Here is an 18,592-nt window from a genome sequence, read left to right on the forward strand (position 1 = left end):
ACCTAGTGGGCGCCCGCTACCCACCCAGGTAACTGCAGAGATGAGAAACCGGGTTCCCCTGTACAGCCCAATGGCGATAGTATTGTGCTATTGGCTAGGGATACGCTGATGCCGGTAGCCGTCGCCAAGAAGGATAGGAAGGCAGCAGGAGCTTGGCATGGATCAGTTGCGCCACAGAATGAGAGCGACTTCATGGCTTCTTCCATTAAAAGGCTAATTCGGTACTGGATTATTGCTAGTGACCGGCAATCGGGTGGGCTCCTACTAATTTTTGGGGCTCAATGAGCTTGCGTTAAATCTGAAATTATAGAATGCAGGGACGAATTATGGTGGGTGCAAGTGGAAATACACGTCAAATCTTAGCAGCAGCTCATGCCAAAATCGATTCCACCGCGATGGGTCAAGCTGAAGAACTTTTGGTAGGGCTAATAAAGGGCGCAGCTCGTGAAGAATTATCTTTGGTACTCCCCGAGTTGCGTGAGGTCATTGGTAGGTTTTTCCGTAAGCGAAAAGACAAGTTGTCTTTGCTTTTGGATGCGCGCCTTAATACTGGTGGAGCGAATCAGAGGGATGGTGTAGTCCAACGGGGTGGCATATCAGCTTTTGATGTGTCGGAATATGCACGACGCTTAAATAAGCTTCTGAGCTCTCATATTTTCCAATGGGCCACTTACTATCGTGATACTGTCGGCTTCGTGTATAAGGACTTGTATGACCGTTTGGAGCAGGAAGAGAGTTGGTCGGAATCGTTGTCGCTAGTAAGAAAGCTTTTTGTAGAGCATGCTCTCAGTATTTCTTCTAGGGGGGTGGCATACTCTCAGCAGCATGGGCTAAGTGAAGAGGCGGTTCAGTATAAATCACTGGGCGGCCTTCAGCAGTTCTTGTACTTGATAATGAATCTCCATGTGGATAGCCAAGAAAAGATTTTAAATTCTAACCAGTCTCGACTACACCGTAATATTGCTTCAGCATTGTTAACTGGTGTGCTTGAGGGGTATGCGCAGACCTTAGGCTGGGAGAAGCTTTGCAGCAGTTACAAGCAGTGGGTGCCTGCCCTTGGTTTTGTCAGCGGTGCCGATGCATTGTCTTTGATGCAGAAGTCTGAGGTTACTTTGGCGCCGCTTACAGGTATCTTCGATACTGTTTTGCCAGTTTTGCTTGCAATAGATGGCGTATGCAACAAATTTAATGGCGATGATTATCTAATTACTCGAATCAGTAGGGTGTATCAAACCTATCCGTTGGGTTTAGGCGTTACGCTGTTCTCGGTAAATGGTGGTATTGCATCTGAGGTTTCTGCAGTTTCATTTTTCTCTGATGAGATTGCGGAGCTCGTTGAAGTGGAGCAGGTAGTTTCTGGTCGTTCAAATGTAGTGGTGTTGAAGGCAAGCCCAATCGTCAAGAGTTGGATTGAGCAACACGATCAATCAAATTTTGTTGATGCATCAAAGAGTGCTGGCACGTCTGAGGCAGCTTATGATCTCTCAGAAATTGTTCGTGGTGAACTGGAGAAGCAGATTAGGTTCAATGCTGATCTAGAGGGCGCTCAAGTCATCAGGCACAACTACGCAACTGAGTTTCCTCTGGAAGATCCGGATTCTAGGCGACTATTTACCGTTGAAAGACATAGTGTAAGAGTGTTGTTGGAGCGGTTTGAATTTGGAACTGGCATTCATCTGTGGTGCAGCGTTAGGCGATCAGGTAAGACAACGGCTGCGACTAGTTTGTCAGGAAGGTCTGCAGTACTGTTCCAAACGATGGATCAGGTTACTGACCTGTTGCATCATAATATTTTTGAGCAGCGGATTAAGGAAGCTTTGCAAGCTTCAATGCCTATTCCGAATGATTTCTTCGAAAAAGTTATCAGAGAGTGCTTGGTCAGTGCGGGAGTTGAAAAATCAAATGGGAAAGTGATTTTCTTGCTCGACGAGTATGAGACACTCTTCGGCATGCTTGACGCTATGGCCTCAGCCAATCCCATGGTAAAGTTCAATCTGGGTTTGCCTTTGCTAAGTCAAATGGTGCGGTTCGCATCGAAGAATTTGCTTATCTTTATGGGGCAAAGCCCAGATGCATATCACATCTTCCCTGCCCAGAATCAACTCAGTCCATTGGTTAAGCAGCATCACTTTCCATTGTTCGAGCACCATGTTGGGGCCGTCGACTCTGAGTTTGGCCAGTTCCTCAAAAAAGTTCTTACGCAAAATCTTCAGTATACGTCTTCCTTTATTGATGCCGTCTATGCTGAAACGAGCGGTCATCCGTATCTGACTGTAAATTTGATGGTCGACTTCTGCGATTGGTTAACACTTAACAATGTTGCTGCTGCTAGTTCTTTGGATGCTAATCGCTTTGATCAGTTTGCGAAAGCACGGTTGACTCTGTCTGTGCTAAGCAGAAGTCCATATTACTCATTCTTTAAATATCAATTCTCAGGTTATCTAAGCGATCAGACGAGGAAGAGTGAGTTGTGGCTTTATGCGGTCGCACGCGTGCTTCACCAGATAGGGTTGAAACATCCTCGCGCGCTTGCTTGTCCGATTGCTAGGTACAACGAATTAGCCACACAGTCTCTTGCAGGTAGCACCACTACCCCGCAGGTTCTTCTGGTGTCAGGTATTCGATCTAACTTTTTGAAGCACGATGATGGACATGTCAAGCCTGCAGTACGACTAATGGCAAGGCTCGCAGCCTGCTCAACGCCGGAGATTATCTAATGGAAATGGATGCCAAAACTATATCGAATCTGCTGGGTACTATTGAGTGGGGGGCAAGCACAAGCATACGCCTGTTCTGGCTCAAAATACCACAGGGATCAAGAGATGCGTTAGCTGAGGCCTTGAGAAAGGATGAGGGGGCTGAAGTAATCGTGCCGATAGTACTTCGGGAACCCCTGTTCCTGAGTGCGAATGCGGTGATGTCCGATTTTTCGAGGCTGCTTGAATCACATAAGAAAAGCTTCGAAGACTTAAAGGTTGTTCGTGATCAGAAGATTACGATAATTCTACTGCTCAAGGAGAATTTCAATCTTTCTCAAATTAGTTCGCCAGTTGTTCTGCCGCGATGGTTTCCAATTATGGGTGGCGTTGAAGCATACTTGCACATATCGGACTTGCTTTGGTGTGCGGAGACTGAACTGCTGAATTGTCCAGGCGCGCAAATAGATTTGATGTCCGCTGCGTTATATGATTTGGAGTGCAGTATTGTTGAACGCCTGCGCCAAATCTCTGTAGTCAAGTCTGGCAAGGTTCGGGCGCTCCTTGATACGATTAACCCTGGCGGTGGTGGTACAGAAGCGATGCTGGTTAGCTTTGAAACTTTCTTGAAGAGTGTTAACGACCCTAAGGGTTATCGCCCAAATTCAACAAGTAAGTCTTGTCTGATGTCGCTCTTGTTTTCGCAAGTATTGAAGAGCTCGCCAGATCAGCTCTCATCGCTGTCGGCTAAGTTTCAGGAGGCAGTCGCGGATAATTCGGTGGAATTGTTAAGGCCTACGCTTTTTGGCATCATGCTTAGGCCTAGTAATAAAACTATTGTTGCTGCTAAGAATTGGCATTCTTTATTGTTGGCCGCCTTTCAGGTTTACCAGCTTATGAATGCTTCTGCTCACGCTGGCGAGTATCCTAAGTATCCGGTCTCTCTCATCAGCTCTAATGCTCGTGATCTGTTGGAGTTTTTAGTGGCAGCAAACAAATATGTCGCATTTTTGTTTGCTGCTGACGAGGATGACATGGTGACTGGCTAGCGTTAAGTATTTGCTCCTACTGCAGGTCTGATTAGAAAGTAATGCAAGTTATTTGCGGTCAGGCCTCAGGAACTTTGCGGTTGGGACGTAGGTCAGAGCAAATTTTTGTAATAGATAACTAGCCTTGCAAATATACAGGTAACCCTGTCCGCGAAGCTGTACGCAGTTAGCATCGAACTCTTCTCCCTCGCCAAGCGTCCGCCTGCTCACAGTCATGCACAGCAGGTGTGTGGAGCGGGTCATTAAGTCCTACCGATGACTAAGGTGTAGCTGGTTTTGCTGGCATAGCTGGTTTGGGCGGTAAGTTTTTTGCGACCACTGACTTGTCTACGTGATAGCTCCTGATGATCTGGCTTATCGATTTTAAAATTGGCGAAAATCCCTTGAAGTCAATATTTGCGCGGTCGGGTTTCACGATCTTTTGTGCAAACGTGTTTTTGCTGTACGTGTTCTTGTTGGGGGACTTGCTCAGAACTTCGAAGGTTTTTTTGTCCCAAGTGGCCTGTAATACTTTGGCTGGAAAAAAATCTTCCATCATGGTCGGCTGGCCATCTTTTTTTAATGGGGTCAAAACTACTGATAAATTTTGGGCGATATAATAAGTAGTTTGAGATTTATCTAAAGCAGTTCCCTTTCCATTGGGGATTGTGTAGCGATTTCCAGTGACATCTTTGATCGCTTTGAATATTGGATCAGAGCCGCTGTCGTTATCCACAACTATAATGGTTGGGCTTAAAGGAGGGTGTGCTTTGTATTTCCCACAATTTTTTGCATATGATCGGATAAAAGCAGCGAGATCTGGTGATCCCCCATTCAGGTCTAGTGCCCTGTGAGTCAGATCCGAGTAGTTTATGAAACGGACTCTTAGCGCTGGCTTACCATCTTTATTAGGCTTGCAGAGTCTTGGAAATTTTTCCATTAGAGACTTCATGGCGCATGTAAGGTAAACGTTGTCCGTTTTCCCTTCGCACATAATAGTCGGTAGCGGGGAGGCATAGAAGTTCTTATAAAACAAGAAGTCCCCATGAACTATTTCAAGACTGGTCTTCTTAATGGACTCGATTTTTACGCTGCTGTTCTCCACGACCTTCTTGCGATTAAACTGATCAACCATGTATATGAAGCTAAACAGCCCGTCAAGCAATGCCAGCTGGGTATAGTCTCTGATCATTGGGTTTTTCGCTTTCTCCGTTCCTGCCACTTCGTCCTTGATCAGGTAGTAACCTTTATTGAACAGATTAAAAGCCATGGCTCGAGCGGTGCGTCGAACCTCCGCAGGAGTATTAGTTACCTGGTTAACGACTAGGCCGGTCACGGACTGTCTATTGGTACGATACTGCATGCGAGTCTTACTGTGGTTAAGCTCGAATCCGCTTTTTTGGATTATTTTTGTCAGCGACGGCCCCGCCGTCCAACAATTCCCGCTTTCGTCAGAAGAAGCGATCTCTTCAGGAAAATTTTTCTTGTTGGTTGAGAAGGTTAAGTCATCAGCGTAGCGTGAATATGAACAACCATTTCTCTTTGCTAACTGGACAAGCCGTAAATCCAACAAGTGGCCAATCAGATTGGAGGCTACTGGTGAGGTAGGGCTACCTTGGGGCAGTTTGTTGTCATGACACATTATCTGTGCCAAGACAGTAGCTACTTTAGGGTTAAGCTTGAAATCCTTGTTGCTGATTAAGAAGCCACGAATCCTACCCATATGAATAGAGTCGAAGAAACCCTCAAGGTCTACGTTAAACACATATCTTCTTTTTTTGTGGGTTTCAGCATTGGTGATAATGGAATGCCCTGCTTTGAATCCGTGAGAAATCGCTCCCCGAGCCTGGCCAGCGTTCTCGATGGTAGCCAAGCATTTGTCCAAGAGGGTTTTGACTTGCTTCTGAAGGGCTTTTAACTCATCGCAAGGTGCGCAGATTTTGCGCGGCGTGCCATTACTTTTAGGGATTGTGAACTGGGTATATTTCAAAGGCCTCTTGTACACTAGGTACGATAAGGCGCTCGGCGTATAATTAAGGATGGCTGCCAAGTCATGAAGAGAGGCGGCTTTCTGGAGCTGTTGCAGTTCGGACATGCAACTTCCTTGTTTAAAAGCGGAAGCTTACAGGCACTCATATGCGTCCCGGCAGGGTATTCCGAAGCGCCCAGTTGTGAGTCACGTCGAAGCAATCTCCGACACGATGGTTTCAAATGCCGACGAAACGCGGCAAAAAATCTGCCTGTAAGCTTCAGTGAAAAGTATCGTGCTGTCATACTGCCGCTGTCAATAGCTCCCTGCTTGACCAGTGGTTGCATCGCTATCCCGCACGTTATGAGCAGGCGCGTGCGTGCCCATAGGCTTGGTCTGCTACGTTGAGGGTTGAACCCCGCTGCATGGGGCTGAGCCTATTCAGCCAAGTCAGACTCGTTCTGAGAGTGTGGCCACTGGGGGTTTGAAAAATGTTTTTTGTATGTCTTCAGCAGCGATGGGTTATCTGACTCGCTAAACATTATCAGGAAGGCCAGTCAGCAGCGATAGCAGAGCACCGGAATGCCAATCACGCGTGCCGCCAAATGCGTCATACAGGTATGCTAGCAAGCGACTGCCTTTGGCTGAAAGTGGTGGAGCGGCGTTCGTTGCCATGCATGAGCTTCTCGGCGGGCGAGCGCTATCCAGAGGTAAACAAAACAACCCTTGATAGTTTAGTATGGCAGTCTGTTTCCTACTAATTGTATCGAGGATTACCCATGTCTCGTCTGGCCGAATTCCGTCAGCTAGAACAAAAATTGGCTGAGCAACTGGCTGAACTGGAATCCATGAAAGGCTCTTCCGAGCTTCAGAAAGAGATTGAATTTGAGACCAAACTGCGGGGCTTACTGGCTGAGTACGGCTACAGCCTTCGCGACATCATTAACATCCTGGATCCTCAGGCCTGCCTCCGTGCAGCTGCTCCGGCTGCAACTGAAAAGGCCTCGCGTCGCGCCCGCCAGGTGAAGCGGTACAAGAACCCGCTCAACGGCGAAATCATTGAGACCAAGGGTGGCAATCACAAGCTGCTGAAGGAATGGAAAGCCGAGTACGGCTCCGATGTAGTGGAAAGCTGGCTCGCCCAGTGAAATGTTCTACCGGTTGTTTGCTAAAGCCCCCGATTGGGGGCTTTTTCTATGGCGATTTTCACGTGTTCCCAAATGGTCGACTGAAGCGGCACCGCAGCCCGCACCGCAACTTCACTGTCATATCGAGAAGATGCCAGCGATGATGTGCTACTCACTCACCGGCCCGTATCCCAATGCACCCAAGAATTTCTGCCACTCATTCCCCAGTTAGCACCGTATCCCCGTTCGGCACAATAGCCTTGTCACCGAGGTGGATGAGCTTGAACTGAACGTTGTGAGTGGCCTCGTTGTAGGCCGCGTCACTGTCATCGAACGAAGCAGCAACGATGCTCTGTAGGTTCTTTGAAGCGGAGAGTTTTTGAAGCAATGCGAGCTGACTTTTAGTGGCCATCGAGTGCTGACCTGGCTCGTCGAGGAGGATGAAGCCAGGGTGATTTCCATTAACCGTGAAATGCGCGGACGTCTCGTACAGAGTGAGGATATAACTCCAGATCAGCCTTACGAAGTCACTAGCACTCGACTCGCGTGCGATGTTGGAACTGGTTTTGGAGGCACTGGAGGCAGCGGCAGCTTTGCGCTCGCTGAAATCTTTCCGGTAAATCTCTCGAAGTTCAATTTTGTCGAGTTCTGGAAGTAGATTGTCTACGTTGAACTTGATGTCTGAAACTGGGGCGCTGTGGTAGTCGAACGACGCGACGTTGGAGCGGAAAATCTTTCCAAACAAGTCGTACTTGGCCAGGTCAGCGTCTGAGTAGTGCTCTTTCGGCAGTTCAGACCTACTTTTCTGATTCTGCTTGAAGCGTGCCGAGAGGTCGACCAGCGTTTCCAGCTGCTCTTCATTACGTTGAAGAAACAGGGAGGCCTCCTCAATGCTCAGCTCAATCTGCAACTGCTGGCGCAGATTGGCCTTCGATACTACGGCATTGGTCGTGAGATCAGCTTTCAGCGCACGTAGTTTATCCTTGGATTGAGCAATCCGCTTGGAGAGCTCTTCGCTGACCACCATGGTCTCTTTGACGGACTGCTCGATCCCGGCAGTATCACGCTCCAGCATTTTTATCTGGGACTTCAGATAATCGATGTTGGTCGCGATATCCATGTGCGGAGTGCTTTCATGGAGGTCAGTAAGGGAGTGGCCAATATTCTGTTGGCATGCCGGACAGACGTCACTGGCAACATCCAACTCGAGTGACGCACCGTATCGAATCAGTTTCTGGGCTGCCTGATTTTTTGACAGCTCTTCCTCGGCTTGGCGTTGGTGAAGGGCGTTGGCGTTTCTCGCTGCACGGTGCAACGTGAGCTCACCCACGCAAGCCTCGAATGCAACCGTCAGCTCTTGAAGCTTAGCGGTCTCTTGCTCAATGAGCTTTAGTGTATCCTCAGGCGCAGAGTCTTTCCATTTGAGTTCTTCATCAGTCAACCTCTTCAGGGCTTGAATCTGATTGCTCTTGTGCGTGTCCAGATCGATCAGGCCCTGAAGGGTGGACTTCATGTAAGTCACGCTCGCCGGCTGGAAATCCACTACTGGACTTCTTGGAAGCTTCTGCACCTTCATCGAGCTTTTCAAGGCGTCGTTAGTGATTGCCCGGTAGGTATCTTGCCAAGACGTATTCAACTCCAGCGACTCATGGTCGAGACGGGCACGAATAGCATCCATCTCAAACACATTGGTGCCAACCAGGAAGTCAACAATCTTGATCCGAGCCTCTTTGACGCCGAAGTAGGGTAGGTTGGCAATGTAGTCCGTCCATCCTCGCTTTTGCTCAATGGCCATCGCCGCAAAGATGTACTGTAGGTACAACTTGACCTGCTTACCGTTCGTGTGGGGCACCATGGGCAATCTCAGCCCCAAGAAATGCTCCAGGTAGGTGTAGAACCCCTCTCGCAGTTGGGCGCTTCCGCCGTCATGTAGGAACCGGTAGAGGATCGGAGCTGTTTCCCCTTTAGTGAGGGCCGCACACTCTTGGATTTCGACCAGCTTCGGGTTTACACCATCTTCTTTGATCTTCCTAGTGATGGTGATCGTCTTGCCGCTCGATTCCATTTCCATGATAACCATGGAGCGAGTTACATAGTGCTTCGTGTCATCAAACTCCACGTGGTCTTTGAGCACATACGTCAGCGCCTCGGCATTCTGAGCACCAATCAACTCCTCCATGCCCAGGGCGTAGAGGATGCTGTGGACAATGGTGCTTTTACCTGCGGAGTTTCGACCGCGGATAATATTGAGGTTGCGTGAAAACTCAGCCATGAAGCCGAACGGGCCACCGGTCGTTTCGATTGCGATTTTGATGCGTTTGATGATCAAGGTTATTCCCATTCCTTGGATATGGTTTTGACCATGCTTTCAGTGATCTTGCGACCAATCTTGGAAAGCGTGGTTTTCTCATCAGCCATAACGGTGCCATCACTCATGATGTCCGTTACCAGTTGTAGGCCTTTGGGAAGCAACTTGAAACCGGTGGTGGTCGCTTCGATCAGCCCATCTCTAAATGCAAGTTGCAAGGCGATTGAGAGCGCAGGATCGAATCCCCAGACGGGGAGGCTAATTTGGCCAAGCTTTGCGGCCAAGGTCATCGTTTCCATCCGCTTTGGGGACTTCATGGCCCAGTGCATCAGGTGAAGTTTGACCAAACTGCACTTATTGCCATGGCCACATAGGTGGAGAATCAGCAGCGCCTGGCAAATCTTATACATAGGCCTGAGCTCAGTCAGAACCGGCATGGGTCTTGGTGTGAACTTGATCGTTGCCATCAGCTATAGAAGTCCAGTTGGCAGACAGCGAGCCAACGGGCGACTGTTCTGCGCACTATGTCGTCCGTGAGTTTTCCATCAATGTTCAGCTGGTCATCGCCCAGCAATCGAGCGGCTAGACGATCCTTGATCATCTCGACCAGTACATCGGGATGCGCTGAAGTGGTCAAGCTCCATTCTTCAACATTTTCCTCAAAACCATTCAAGGTCTTCGCAACTTGGAAGTAGGTCTGGGGGGACTTGTCGTAGAGCCCTTGAAAGAAACTATCGTGATCAAGGAAGGAGTTTTTGGTCATTTTGAAAAGCGCGGCAATAGCTCGCTCGCCTTTCTCAGACATCCGTAGTTGAGTCTTTCGCTCCAAATTTTCGTCATAAGAGGTCAAGTCCTCGTTGACTTTCGGGATTGTCTGTTTGTCTTGACCAATAGAGATCGGAATTCCAGCCGAGATTCGGTGCTGGTTTATTTCTTGGATGTAAAAGTCGATATCTTGAACCAGCACCGTAAAGTTTTCATCCAAGTGCGGTAGGGCCCAAGCCCTGACTTCATCCTGCTTCCTCTGCGCATGGGTCAGCAACGCATTGTGGGCGATTTCAGGGGTGATGAAATACCAGTCCTTGATTTTAGTGGGGCCCAAAATTCCTTGGAGGCTAGCCTGGTTGTCCTTGAGCTTCTTCAGGTCGCGGGTGATTTTGTCCTGCTGCTTCCTGTTCAGCACGGTGCGCTCATACAGCGCATCAGGGCAGTAGCATTGGAAGGCGAGCCCGGTGTGCTTGGTGAAACCTTCGATGCCAAAGTCACCTGGTGTGGCAGGCACATGCTGGTAGCCATCGGCGCCAAATTTTGATTTCAGAACGAGCTGAAGCGTCGCCTCCCAAGTCGTTCCATTGAAGGGGCCTGCTGGTGTAATAATCAAAGCTCGCCTGCCTTGCCACGCGTGTCGATTAGTCCATTTCCGAGGAAAACTGAGCCGTGCCTCGGGTATCGTGTAGGTGGTACTTCTCACCCTGTTTTACGACGCTATCAAATGGCCAGTTTCGGGTCTACAGTTGAGCGTAAATTGACAGTCTAACTTAACTGGTTATTTATCCAGTTAAAGTGTGTTGCACACAATATCTACGCCGCGTTCAGGCCCGCAATCATCAAGCTGACAGCAGAGAGTAACGCTCAAATAGTGAGCGGTAGAAGCTGATGAGCACCTCCTCTGCGTTGGACTGCCCGAGCTCATAAGCACCAAAACGATAGACCTCGTATCCCACGAGTCTTAGGGCCCTGTCAGCGGCCATCATTTCGGCATAGACGCGAGGACTAGGGCGCCCGGTTGGATCTGTGTAGTGTTCTTTGCCGTCGATTTCGATGACAACTCGAACCCCGCCTGGAAGCAGGAGAAGGAAGTCCATGCGCGCTCTTAGCAGAGCCTGTTTGCCGCGTTTTGAGACCGTTTGAGGATCCCAGTGGAACCAGACTTCGGGTAACAAGGCCGGAAGCTCAGGAATCGCAGTTGTGAAGGCTTTGTAGAAGCTCGAAAAGGCGAGGGCTTGAGGTGGCGATGACTTCGGCAGGCAGGCTTCTAAGCGTCGATACAAACGATTTTTGGCTTGGAGTTCATCGATACTGTAGGTCTGGGAATACCAGGCCTGCAGATCGCGCCAAAGTAGCCCTGAACTCCCGATCGGGCGGTCATAGATCAAGACATTTTCAGCGCCGGTTACGATCTCGATATCGTTGTCCAGCGCGTTGCCCAAGCGTAGGTCTGGCTTCGCGGTCGAAGCAAAGATCAGATTCTTGGGAGATGATTGCTTGCCTGATCCCATGTAGGCCAGCGATGCAGTCAGGAACGCATCCTCTCCCACGCCAACAACAACGTGGACGCCACACGCCGAGAGGGTGCCGTTGACGATTTCGATGAAGTTTCGCTGAGCTGATTCGCTGGGCAGCACCCGCGACGAAGCCAGGGCCTCGATGAAGCGCCCAAACCGGGCGTGCGAGGACTGAAACGCTCCGAGCTTGTCGAACAGCGTCACAGCATCCCAGTCGGAATTTTCAATGTAGTGCCGGATAATTTCCTTGCGAAGTGTCGGAGTCGACCAAGTGAAGTCAGTGACCGAGAGCGTGTCGAGTTGCCAGAGTTCGCTGAGCACCTGTTCAAACGCAGCCCTGTCCAGGTACAGCTCCATGGTGTTGAGCTTTTCCGCCAGCTCTCGACGGTAGCGACCAGGAATGACAGGCGCTGTTCCATCGTCCCACACCAGCTCTTGAAGCTGGTCGCGCTCGTGAACATCGAAGCCAATCAGTTCTAAAGCCCTCTGAGTAGCAGCCACCATTTGCGCATCGCTTGCATTCTCTACTGCTTTCTCAAGGTGTCGCCGCTTGGAGCTGTACTCAGTGCAATCATCCAGCCCTAGCCTGAAAAGCAATTCAGGGATCCGTGTATCCGTGTAGTGGTCTTTCTGGTTGCCCAAGATCTGGCTGAAGGTGTCTCTCAGGCTGGTGAGGTTTTGCTGGGTTCGAGGCATGCGAAGGAAGGCTCCGATGTCGTTGAACGGATCGAGGTCACCCTAGTTCGATATTCGGCCCATAGGTCAGAATATCCACCAGGCGCAGCGCTTTTCGAGCATCCGTCTTTAGGTTGGCGAATTCAGGGTCTCGCAGGACAGTGATGAGCATTGAGCGGTCGCTGGCATCGGTCGCTGCTATGAGCAACTGACGAGTCCAGTATTTCTTAGAGTTTGGATTCTCAGACGCATACACCGCAGGAAAAGCCTGGCCGGCAGTGAATTCGCCGGCATACAACGCGGCTAATGGCGGCATTGCTTCCAAAGATGCTTCACGAACAGTGCCTTCGTTACGTTCCATCGAGTCGGGGATGCTATCTCGTGCGGCCTCAGCGGCAGCAGATTGCGTGACGGTAAAGGTAGCAATTTCAGAAGCGGGCGGAAGTGTGTGCTCCTGTCTTTTGGCTTCAAGGGCTCTGATGGCTGCGGTACAGCGTTCTTTGAACTGTCCCTGAGCAGATACCGTCGAAGCCCTGCGGAGTTGGCCGATTAGCTGCCCGATATCGTCGACCATCGATACCAGGAACCAGTATGGGCGCTCTGTGCCTTGCTGGCTCAATGCAGTAGCCACGAAAGACCACACCTCCTGCCCGGTGAGCGTCTGCCGATCCAGAGTCTCGCGTAGTTGCTCAGGGCCTTGGTGGCACAAGTCGAGCAAGAAGGACTCTGGGGGCAGATCCAGAATACCTTGATCGAGCCGTCCATTTGCATTTCCCACGTCTGCGCCAAACTGCTCACGCGCGTGGCCAAAGGCTTGGCGCATGTCCTGCAAGGCGATGGGTAACGCATTTGGGTCGTTTGGCCGGACAACTACTGGTAGTGCTTGGCCCCCTGCATTCATGCGACGGAATCTCATTGGAGCCGCACGTTCAAGTGTTTCCAAAAGCAAGGTGATGTCGGCAGGGCGTGGCGACACCACGGAGCGGTCAAACGCTTCAAGCCACTCCGGTGCTTCTGGGGGGACTTCGGGGAGGATCAGGAACAAAGATCGTAAGGCGTTGACCCGCTCGGTCATTGCATCTGTACTTTGGAATTTCTGAATGAGGTCATCAACCAATACAGTCTGGTCGATGACTTCATCTGGTGGTATCGGCAGCCGATCCATATAGGCGCGGATACGTGTTGACTTGGCTAGGAGCTCAAGGAAACTGTGAACCTTCACGGCTTGTTTCAGTGTCACTGTGCGAGACAAACCAAGGCCGGCATGGAGCCCGGTCGCTCTGTAGGTGAAAAGCACAGAAAATCCTTCTGACGCCTGTAGTATCGACTCGCGGTGTTGAGCGGGGTCGGCTACGCCTGCGGTCAGGAAAGAGCTGGCAGGAATAGGCGCGCGGAGTACATCCCTCATGTCCGACAAAATCTGTCGCGCACTTTTGTACTGGGTGGGGGATGCAGCGAGCGCCTCATCGCCCCGAACCTGAACGATAATCGCAGCCAAAGCTTGCTCAGCGGCGGCTCCGATCAATCCAATCGCGGGTGAGTATCGAGCTATCTCAACTCTCAGACTTCCCCGATTTGGAGTGCCTAGGCAATGCAGCGCCAAGGCCAAAGATTCTTGGCTCGCTTCCAAAAGACGTATTGCGCTGTTACTGAGGTATCTGGGCATCGCGAATCCTTGCACTGCTCAAGCGGTGGCTCAGCGCAGGATGGCCTGGAGAGGTGGCCGACTCTGGCTAGATCAAGGCGATCGTCACTGCTTACTACGAATCAGCTCCGATGGCATGCATGACGCCCACTGTACAGCATGGACGCCAGCGTTAAGACCCAAAAATTGGTGTGGTGTACTGTCGAATCAATTTTGCCAGGGCACTATCAGGTAAACCGGGGCAGCTTTCCAAGGTTGTATTTCTTGATGTCGTTCGGGTCTGTCGACAAGTACTCATCACCAATCACATGCAAAGCCGCACCATTCTCCCACTTCTTCGTGGAGGAATTGCGTGTGATGGCCTAGAAGGTGGCGCATCCTTTCTGAATCAAATCCGCCACGAATGCCCGAGGACTATCCCCAACGTCTCCTACGCGGTTCGGAAAGTCTTCATGGACTTCCAATATCACTCGATGTGCTGCTCTGTGTGGTCATACTTTACGGCTGAGACGCAGAAATCTGTCATGGCGCTTCCCTGGGTGACTGGCTTATTGGCATCCTTTAGACGCAAGGGCACCTTTCTGCGAAATCAAGTCTGCTGGATCCCCGTGAGTTACCTGCGGATTGGCCAAGGCTCAGGGTCTCCATTAGCGCATCGAAAGGGCTAGCTGATCTGCGCGTACCTATCGGGCTGGAAAAGAATTTCAAATAGGTACCGCCACGTCGGATATCGAGATGTAGCCTTGGCACACGTTATCCAACAGGTACAACCGAGTGCACGCATCTACTGAAGCTGTAACGCAATGTGAAACCCTTCTGCGCACCATGATGGAGGATCTCCAAGCCAGGTGCATCTGGCCGAACGTGCGCATCATCATCGCCGGAATGCTCAAACGCCGCATCGAGTTAGCGGAGGTATACGATGAGGTTCATGCCGCACTGGCCTCCCCCCCCAGGGCTCTCTATGTTTTTTGGGATGCCTTCGTTCATGCCGCTGATGGGTGGAACCCTGAGAAAAACCGTGCAGCCAGGCAGGCGCGAGAGGAGCTGGTTGGGATCAACAGCCGAATCAGCGAGCTTGCCGACCAGATGGCAGCCTTGCTTGATCGACGCGATGATCTTCATAACTATTCAGGCTTCAACTCAGGTACCCGCTACCATATCCTGGACATCGTGCACCATGCCTCTGAGCACAATTATCATTACGAAAGCTATGTTAAGGATGAGCTGGAACGCCTCCAGTATCAGTTTGACCTGAAGTATTGGCCAGCATTGAGTGAGGTCGTCCAGGCCATCGGCGCCGATGCCGAGAGCGCTGAGATTTCCGCTAATGATCCGGCTACTGCGGCGGCTACAGAGAGTCGTAAATCAGGGCGCTCTGACTTCGTGAAGGCATTTTTGGCCCGTGTTGATGACAACAAGGTGAGGGAGTATGGGGTTATACCGAACAGCTTCACTCTCTCGGATAGCGCCTTGGCCTCACTCGTGAACTGCGGCTTGGCCTTGGAATTCGATGAGCTAGTCGACGCTGATTTCATCAAGCGATTCCGGCAACGCCAAAGGCAGTCCAAGAAGGCATAAAGGCAGTGCAGACCATGGGAGATTAGCGCAACGTGCTCATCGCTTCTTAGATCCCTCGTCGATCTGCAAGGTCAGGGTTAGACAAGAGCGCAGATGAAGTGACCTACCGGTTTGGTCTAGCTACTGGATACATCGCCGCCGCTCTGGATTGCGAAGTCTTGAACGGCGATCAGTGGGGAGCGGCTTCTGTTTCTTGCGGAAGAGACCCAAGACTCACATCCGCGCTAGAACGGTAGCTTGCGGAGGCTTGACTGACAGGCTGAATTTCCTGAGGAGTTCCAATGTACTCTTTTGTTTTGCCTCCCATGTCATAGACAGCATGCTTATGGCCCTGAGCTTTGGTTCGTGTGACCAAGTACGGTCTCGAGGAAGCGAAATCCTAGAGTTCCAGCTATGTCTTGGTTGTCTGTGATGTATCAGCCATGAAAATCCGCAGTACGCATACAACGACACCTGACGGTCGCTACTTCCTAGACAGAGGTCAGCTCTGGCGCTGCAGTAATCCCGCGCTTTCTGATGAGGATCGTCAGAACCTAGTGCACGCACTGATGGAGACGCGGCGATGGCCAGCGCTGGGAGTTGGATTCGGGTGTTCGGACGCGGATGCTCTGTTGTCGACATGGGAGCATCAGAGCCTGGAGCAGATGCTTAAGGCTCTATAGCGGCCTGGTGAAATTCACTAGCATACCGGTGATACCAATTGGCCCCCAGCCCCTCTTAGTCCCGTGAAAAGAGGACATGGTGGGTAGCTAGAGCCATCATCCTAACAAATGCAATCATATATCTGTACGTATTTGTTGAGCCGTCAAAATTCGCGTTGTAAGCTTTTTAAGATCTGAGTAGGAATATTTCTTTCCACATATGCGCTCTAGATGCTCCACCACCTCATCAATTTCATCTTCACTGTCAATGATCACGTACTTAATATCACTTGCTTCAAAGCCCAGCCTTAGATCGCTTAACGACTTAGCGGCTTTAATCCTGGCTTCCTCATCAAACTCATCATGCCTATAAAAGATCTCGCAGGGATATGAAATCTCTGGAACATATCGCCACTCGCGCTCATCAGAAAACCGATAGCTTTTATGGGAACCACTCTTTCGAACAAGCGGCCCTTCATAATTCTTCATATACCTAGCCACGTCCATTAGATGATCAAAGGCCCTGATAGCCTCATCCGTCTCCACTTTATCTGCCAAATAATGCCGCGCAACATTTTCATAAGAAGTTGCCAGGTTTGATTTTTGCTGAACATAAAGCACAGGGTTTAACAAATTCTTTACAGCCCACTCCTTTGATAGGCCGATACCATAAGAGCCATAGCTACCAATATGATCTTTAATCTGCGACAATGGAATATCGCAAAAGCTTACCATTGGTACGTGGATAGAAATTTGGCCTTTGCCAAACTTAATTTTCTCTTTACAGTACTTTACCCTGAAACCTTCCGATAGTATGCCGAACAAAGCATCTTTTGAATTGGTAAGATGAATCAAAGAGTTTGAGCTAAGCGGCACTTTTAAGACCCCATATAATATAAAACACACTAGCCACCTACGCCCGGCCGCAAAAATATTATCCCATATCCTACTGCAGAGCAGTCCAGTAACGAAAGCACCGAATTTTCAAAAGCGCTTTTTCATCTGCAGGCCTCGAACAAATTGATCATGGCCTAAAAGGCATAGTCCTCGCACGCACCAAACTACCTAAACATGGGAAGATATAGGGGCAACAGATTTTTTGGAGCCTGTCGCTGCTGCGCATTAGGTGGCACTTATATTTAACATTATTGAAAGCAATAATCCCAGCGGTATTCTTGTGGCTTAAGTCATCAGTCAACCAGCAAGCTGGTGTCGTTTTATCACACTAAGGCGACACTGCTCAAGGGGGCGTTATACATGACGAGCATTTTCTTTCCATTACCCTTTAGGAAGACCGCTTTTTAAGCAAAGCAACACCTTCGCACGCCAGGCACACGAGCACAGGCTGCTCGACCTAATCTACGAGATTAACTTCGTAAAAGTAACCAACAAGATGAGTTCTACGCATGAACTTCCCCTAGACGGGAAACTTTGCGGGAAAATCTATCAACTCGCTGTAATTGTCGCGACATCTAAATACAAGGCTTTTGTTTCGAATGCAAAACCCACTGGTTCGATAGGGTTAGCAAAAGAAAACCGCCCGAAGTCGGTTTCAAGTATTGCAAAGACGAATCGCCGCGCCTCCATCAGTGCGTGCACCAGGTGCTGACGATCCTCATCAGAAAGCGCGGGATTGCTGCAGCGGCAGAGCTGACCTCTGACTAGGAAGTAGCGACCATCAGGTGTGGTGTCTCACCCATCGGCATCCTTCCGCCTCAGCACTGCATCGATTGTTCGGTCATGAGCCCGCCTATGGCTTGACGCTCGCCGCTACCAGTTCCGCTATGCCTTGCCGCACGGCATCAATGTTATCGTCGAGGGTCGCCAGGGCACCGTTCACGTTTCCAACCACAGTGCTTGCTCCTCGATCACCAACCCATTTGGCTAGTTCTTCGACTGCGGCGCGCAACGCATCCTGGTTGTGGCTAAGGCGTTCAAGGACTTCAGCAGCTGTCCGTAGCTCTTTCATGATTTGCATGTCCTGGTGAGGTTGGCAGCAGACCTTGTATCACGGCCTCCGTTAGTAAAGCTGGTATCTGATCGTTACGAAACTAGATTCCGCAAAAAGCGGTAAGCGTAGGCGTGACGGATGGACGCCCGCAGGGCCGAGACCACGGCGCACGCCGGGGGGCACGACAGCCGGCTCCGAAAGGGCATGCTCAAGCTATCTGGACAAGAGCGTCAGCATCTGGTAAGTGATTTGGTAACTTCCATGTCGAACCATCAGTTGCTTGCACCTGAGCTGCCTGAGTGTCAGGTTTCAGCGACGACGCGCTTGCACTGATAGCGATGGAGGAATACCTGAGATGTCTGAAGTAAAGCGAACGCTTTTGGGTATGGCGGAAGCAGGTGAGCCACTGCTGAGGCAGGCGCTTGAAGCAATCCGAGCTTATAACGATGCGGTGGCTCACAATCGACCTCCTGCTGAGATTGAACGGCTGCGCCTTGAAGCAGACTATCTCTACCAGACAGTGATCGACTACCAGCTACATATAGCCGGGGCCTTGGGCGAATCGCTACATTAGTGCGGCTTCACTGTGCCAGTGTGGCCTCATCGATGAATACAATTGCGTGAGCGAGACGAGCGAGTGATATGGTTTCTTCGCTTCTCCATATCGTGCTTGGCTAAAAATGGAA

The 18,592-nt window shown here is 50.4% G+C and carries 13 protein-coding genes; 5 read left to right on the forward strand and 8 right to left on the reverse strand.

Going from position 1 to position 18,592, the window contains the following annotated elements; all coding sequences use genetic code 11:
* The first annotated feature begins 311 nt into the window (after positions 1-311).
* Positions 312-2,717, forward strand: coding sequence for a hypothetical protein (locus tag CAG00_RS28240; RefSeq protein WP_139832797.1), 2,406 nt, complete (start codon positions 312-314; stop codon positions 2,715-2,717).
* Entirely contained in the window at positions 2,717-3,745 is a 1,029-nt protein-coding gene (locus CAG00_RS18180) for a hypothetical protein (protein ID WP_085664979.1), read from the forward strand. Before CAG00_RS28240 ends, CAG00_RS18180 begins: the two co-directional genes overlap by 1 nt.
* A 259-nt stretch (positions 3,746-4,004) precedes the next feature.
* Here the strand turns inward: CAG00_RS18180 and CAG00_RS18190 are convergent, their stop codons facing one another.
* Positions 4,005-5,819 (reverse strand): retron Ec67 family RNA-directed DNA polymerase/endonuclease, encoded by a 1,815-nt coding sequence (locus CAG00_RS18190; RefSeq protein WP_085664981.1) that lies wholly within the window; start codon positions 5,817-5,819, stop codon positions 4,005-4,007.
* 653 nt (positions 5,820-6,472) lie between these two features.
* Between CAG00_RS18190 and CAG00_RS18195 the strand changes: the two genes are divergently transcribed.
* A complete protein-coding gene (locus CAG00_RS18195; protein WP_085664982.1) occupies positions 6,473-6,841 on the forward strand; it encodes a histone-like nucleoid-structuring protein, MvaT/MvaU family in 369 nt (122 codons plus the stop codon).
* 196 nt (positions 6,842-7,037) lie between these two features.
* On the opposite strand, the gene CAG00_RS18200 is transcribed toward CAG00_RS18195, so the two are convergent.
* The 5 genes from CAG00_RS18200 to CAG00_RS18220 form a co-directional block, all read right to left on the reverse strand.
* A complete protein-coding gene (locus CAG00_RS18200) occupies positions 7,038-9,149 on the reverse strand; it encodes an AAA family ATPase (protein WP_371915769.1) in 2,112 nt (703 codons plus the stop codon).
* A 2-nt stretch (positions 9,150-9,151) separates the two neighbouring features.
* On the reverse strand, positions 9,152-9,595 hold the full coding sequence (locus CAG00_RS18205; RefSeq protein ID WP_085664984.1) for a hypothetical protein: 444 nt from the start codon (positions 9,593-9,595) through the stop codon (positions 9,152-9,154).
* Positions 9,595-10,509 (reverse strand): hypothetical protein, encoded by a 915-nt coding sequence (locus CAG00_RS18210; protein ID WP_085664985.1) that lies wholly within the window; start codon positions 10,507-10,509, stop codon positions 9,595-9,597. Before CAG00_RS18210 ends, CAG00_RS18205 begins: the two co-directional genes overlap by 1 nt.
* Before the next feature lie 226 nt (positions 10,510-10,735).
* Positions 10,736-12,109 carry a hypothetical protein gene (locus tag CAG00_RS18215; RefSeq protein WP_085664986.1) on the reverse strand — a complete coding sequence of 458 codons (1,374 nt, stop codon included), beginning with the start codon at positions 12,107-12,109 and terminating at the stop codon, positions 10,736-10,738.
* Positions 12,110-12,146: 37 nt separating this feature from the next.
* Positions 12,147-13,586 (reverse strand): hypothetical protein, encoded by a 1,440-nt coding sequence (locus CAG00_RS18220; RefSeq protein ID WP_256579034.1) that lies wholly within the window; start codon positions 13,584-13,586, stop codon positions 12,147-12,149.
* A 921-nt stretch (positions 13,587-14,507) separates the two neighbouring features.
* On the opposite strand from CAG00_RS18220, the gene CAG00_RS18225 reads away from it, so the two are divergent.
* Complete coding sequence (locus CAG00_RS18225) at positions 14,508-15,314, forward strand: hypothetical protein (protein ID WP_256579035.1); 807 nt, start codon at positions 14,508-14,510, stop codon at positions 15,312-15,314.
* Positions 15,315-16,090: 776 nt separating this feature from the next.
* Here CAG00_RS18225 and CAG00_RS18235 read toward each other — a convergent pair.
* Both CAG00_RS18235 and CAG00_RS18240 read right to left on the reverse strand, forming a co-directional pair.
* Entirely contained in the window at positions 16,091-16,831 is a 741-nt protein-coding gene (locus CAG00_RS18235; RefSeq protein WP_176240899.1) for an abortive infection system antitoxin AbiGi family protein, read from the reverse strand.
* An 874-nt stretch (positions 16,832-17,705) separates the two neighbouring features.
* Positions 17,706-17,924 carry a hypothetical protein gene (locus tag CAG00_RS18240; protein WP_085664991.1) on the reverse strand — a complete coding sequence of 73 codons (219 nt, stop codon included), beginning with the start codon at positions 17,922-17,924 and terminating at the stop codon, positions 17,706-17,708.
* 337 nt (positions 17,925-18,261) lie between these two features.
* On the opposite strand from CAG00_RS18240, the gene CAG00_RS18250 reads away from it, so the two are divergent.
* On the forward strand, positions 18,262-18,480 hold the full coding sequence (locus tag CAG00_RS18250; RefSeq protein ID WP_085664993.1) for a hypothetical protein: 219 nt from the start codon (positions 18,262-18,264) through the stop codon (positions 18,478-18,480).
* Positions 18,481-18,592 lie beyond the last annotated feature (112 nt).

It is taken from the genome of Pseudomonas sp. B5(2017), assembly GCF_002112825.1.
Classification (GTDB): domain Bacteria; phylum Pseudomonadota; class Gammaproteobacteria; order Pseudomonadales; family Pseudomonadaceae; genus Aquipseudomonas; species Aquipseudomonas putida_Z.

Bases quoted from the DNA above. Each gene is read 5' to 3' on its own strand.
- CAG00_RS18250 (WP_085664993.1), top strand. From the start codon at position 18,262: ATGTCTGAAGTAAAGCGAACGCTTTTGGGTATGGCGGAAGCAGGTGAG.
- CAG00_RS18215 (WP_085664986.1), bottom strand. From the start codon at position 12,109: ATGCCTCGAACCCAGCAAAACCTCACCAGCCTGAGAGACACCTTCAGC.
- CAG00_RS28240 (WP_139832797.1), top strand. From the start codon at position 312: ATGCAGGGACGAATTATGGTGGGTGCAAGTGGAAATACACGTCAAATC.
- CAG00_RS18180 (WP_085664979.1), top strand. From the start codon at position 2,717: ATGGAAATGGATGCCAAAACTATATCGAATCTGCTGGGTACTATTGAG.
- CAG00_RS18190 (WP_085664981.1), bottom strand. From the start codon at position 5,819: ATGTCCGAACTGCAACAGCTCCAGAAAGCCGCCTCTCTTCATGACTTG.
- CAG00_RS18195 (WP_085664982.1), top strand. From the start codon at position 6,473: ATGTCTCGTCTGGCCGAATTCCGTCAGCTAGAACAAAAATTGGCTGAG.
- CAG00_RS18205 (WP_085664984.1), bottom strand. From the start codon at position 9,595: ATGGCAACGATCAAGTTCACACCAAGACCCATGCCGGTTCTGACTGAG.
- CAG00_RS18240 (WP_085664991.1), bottom strand. From the start codon at position 17,924: ATGAAAGAGCTACGGACAGCTGCTGAAGTCCTTGAACGCCTTAGCCAC.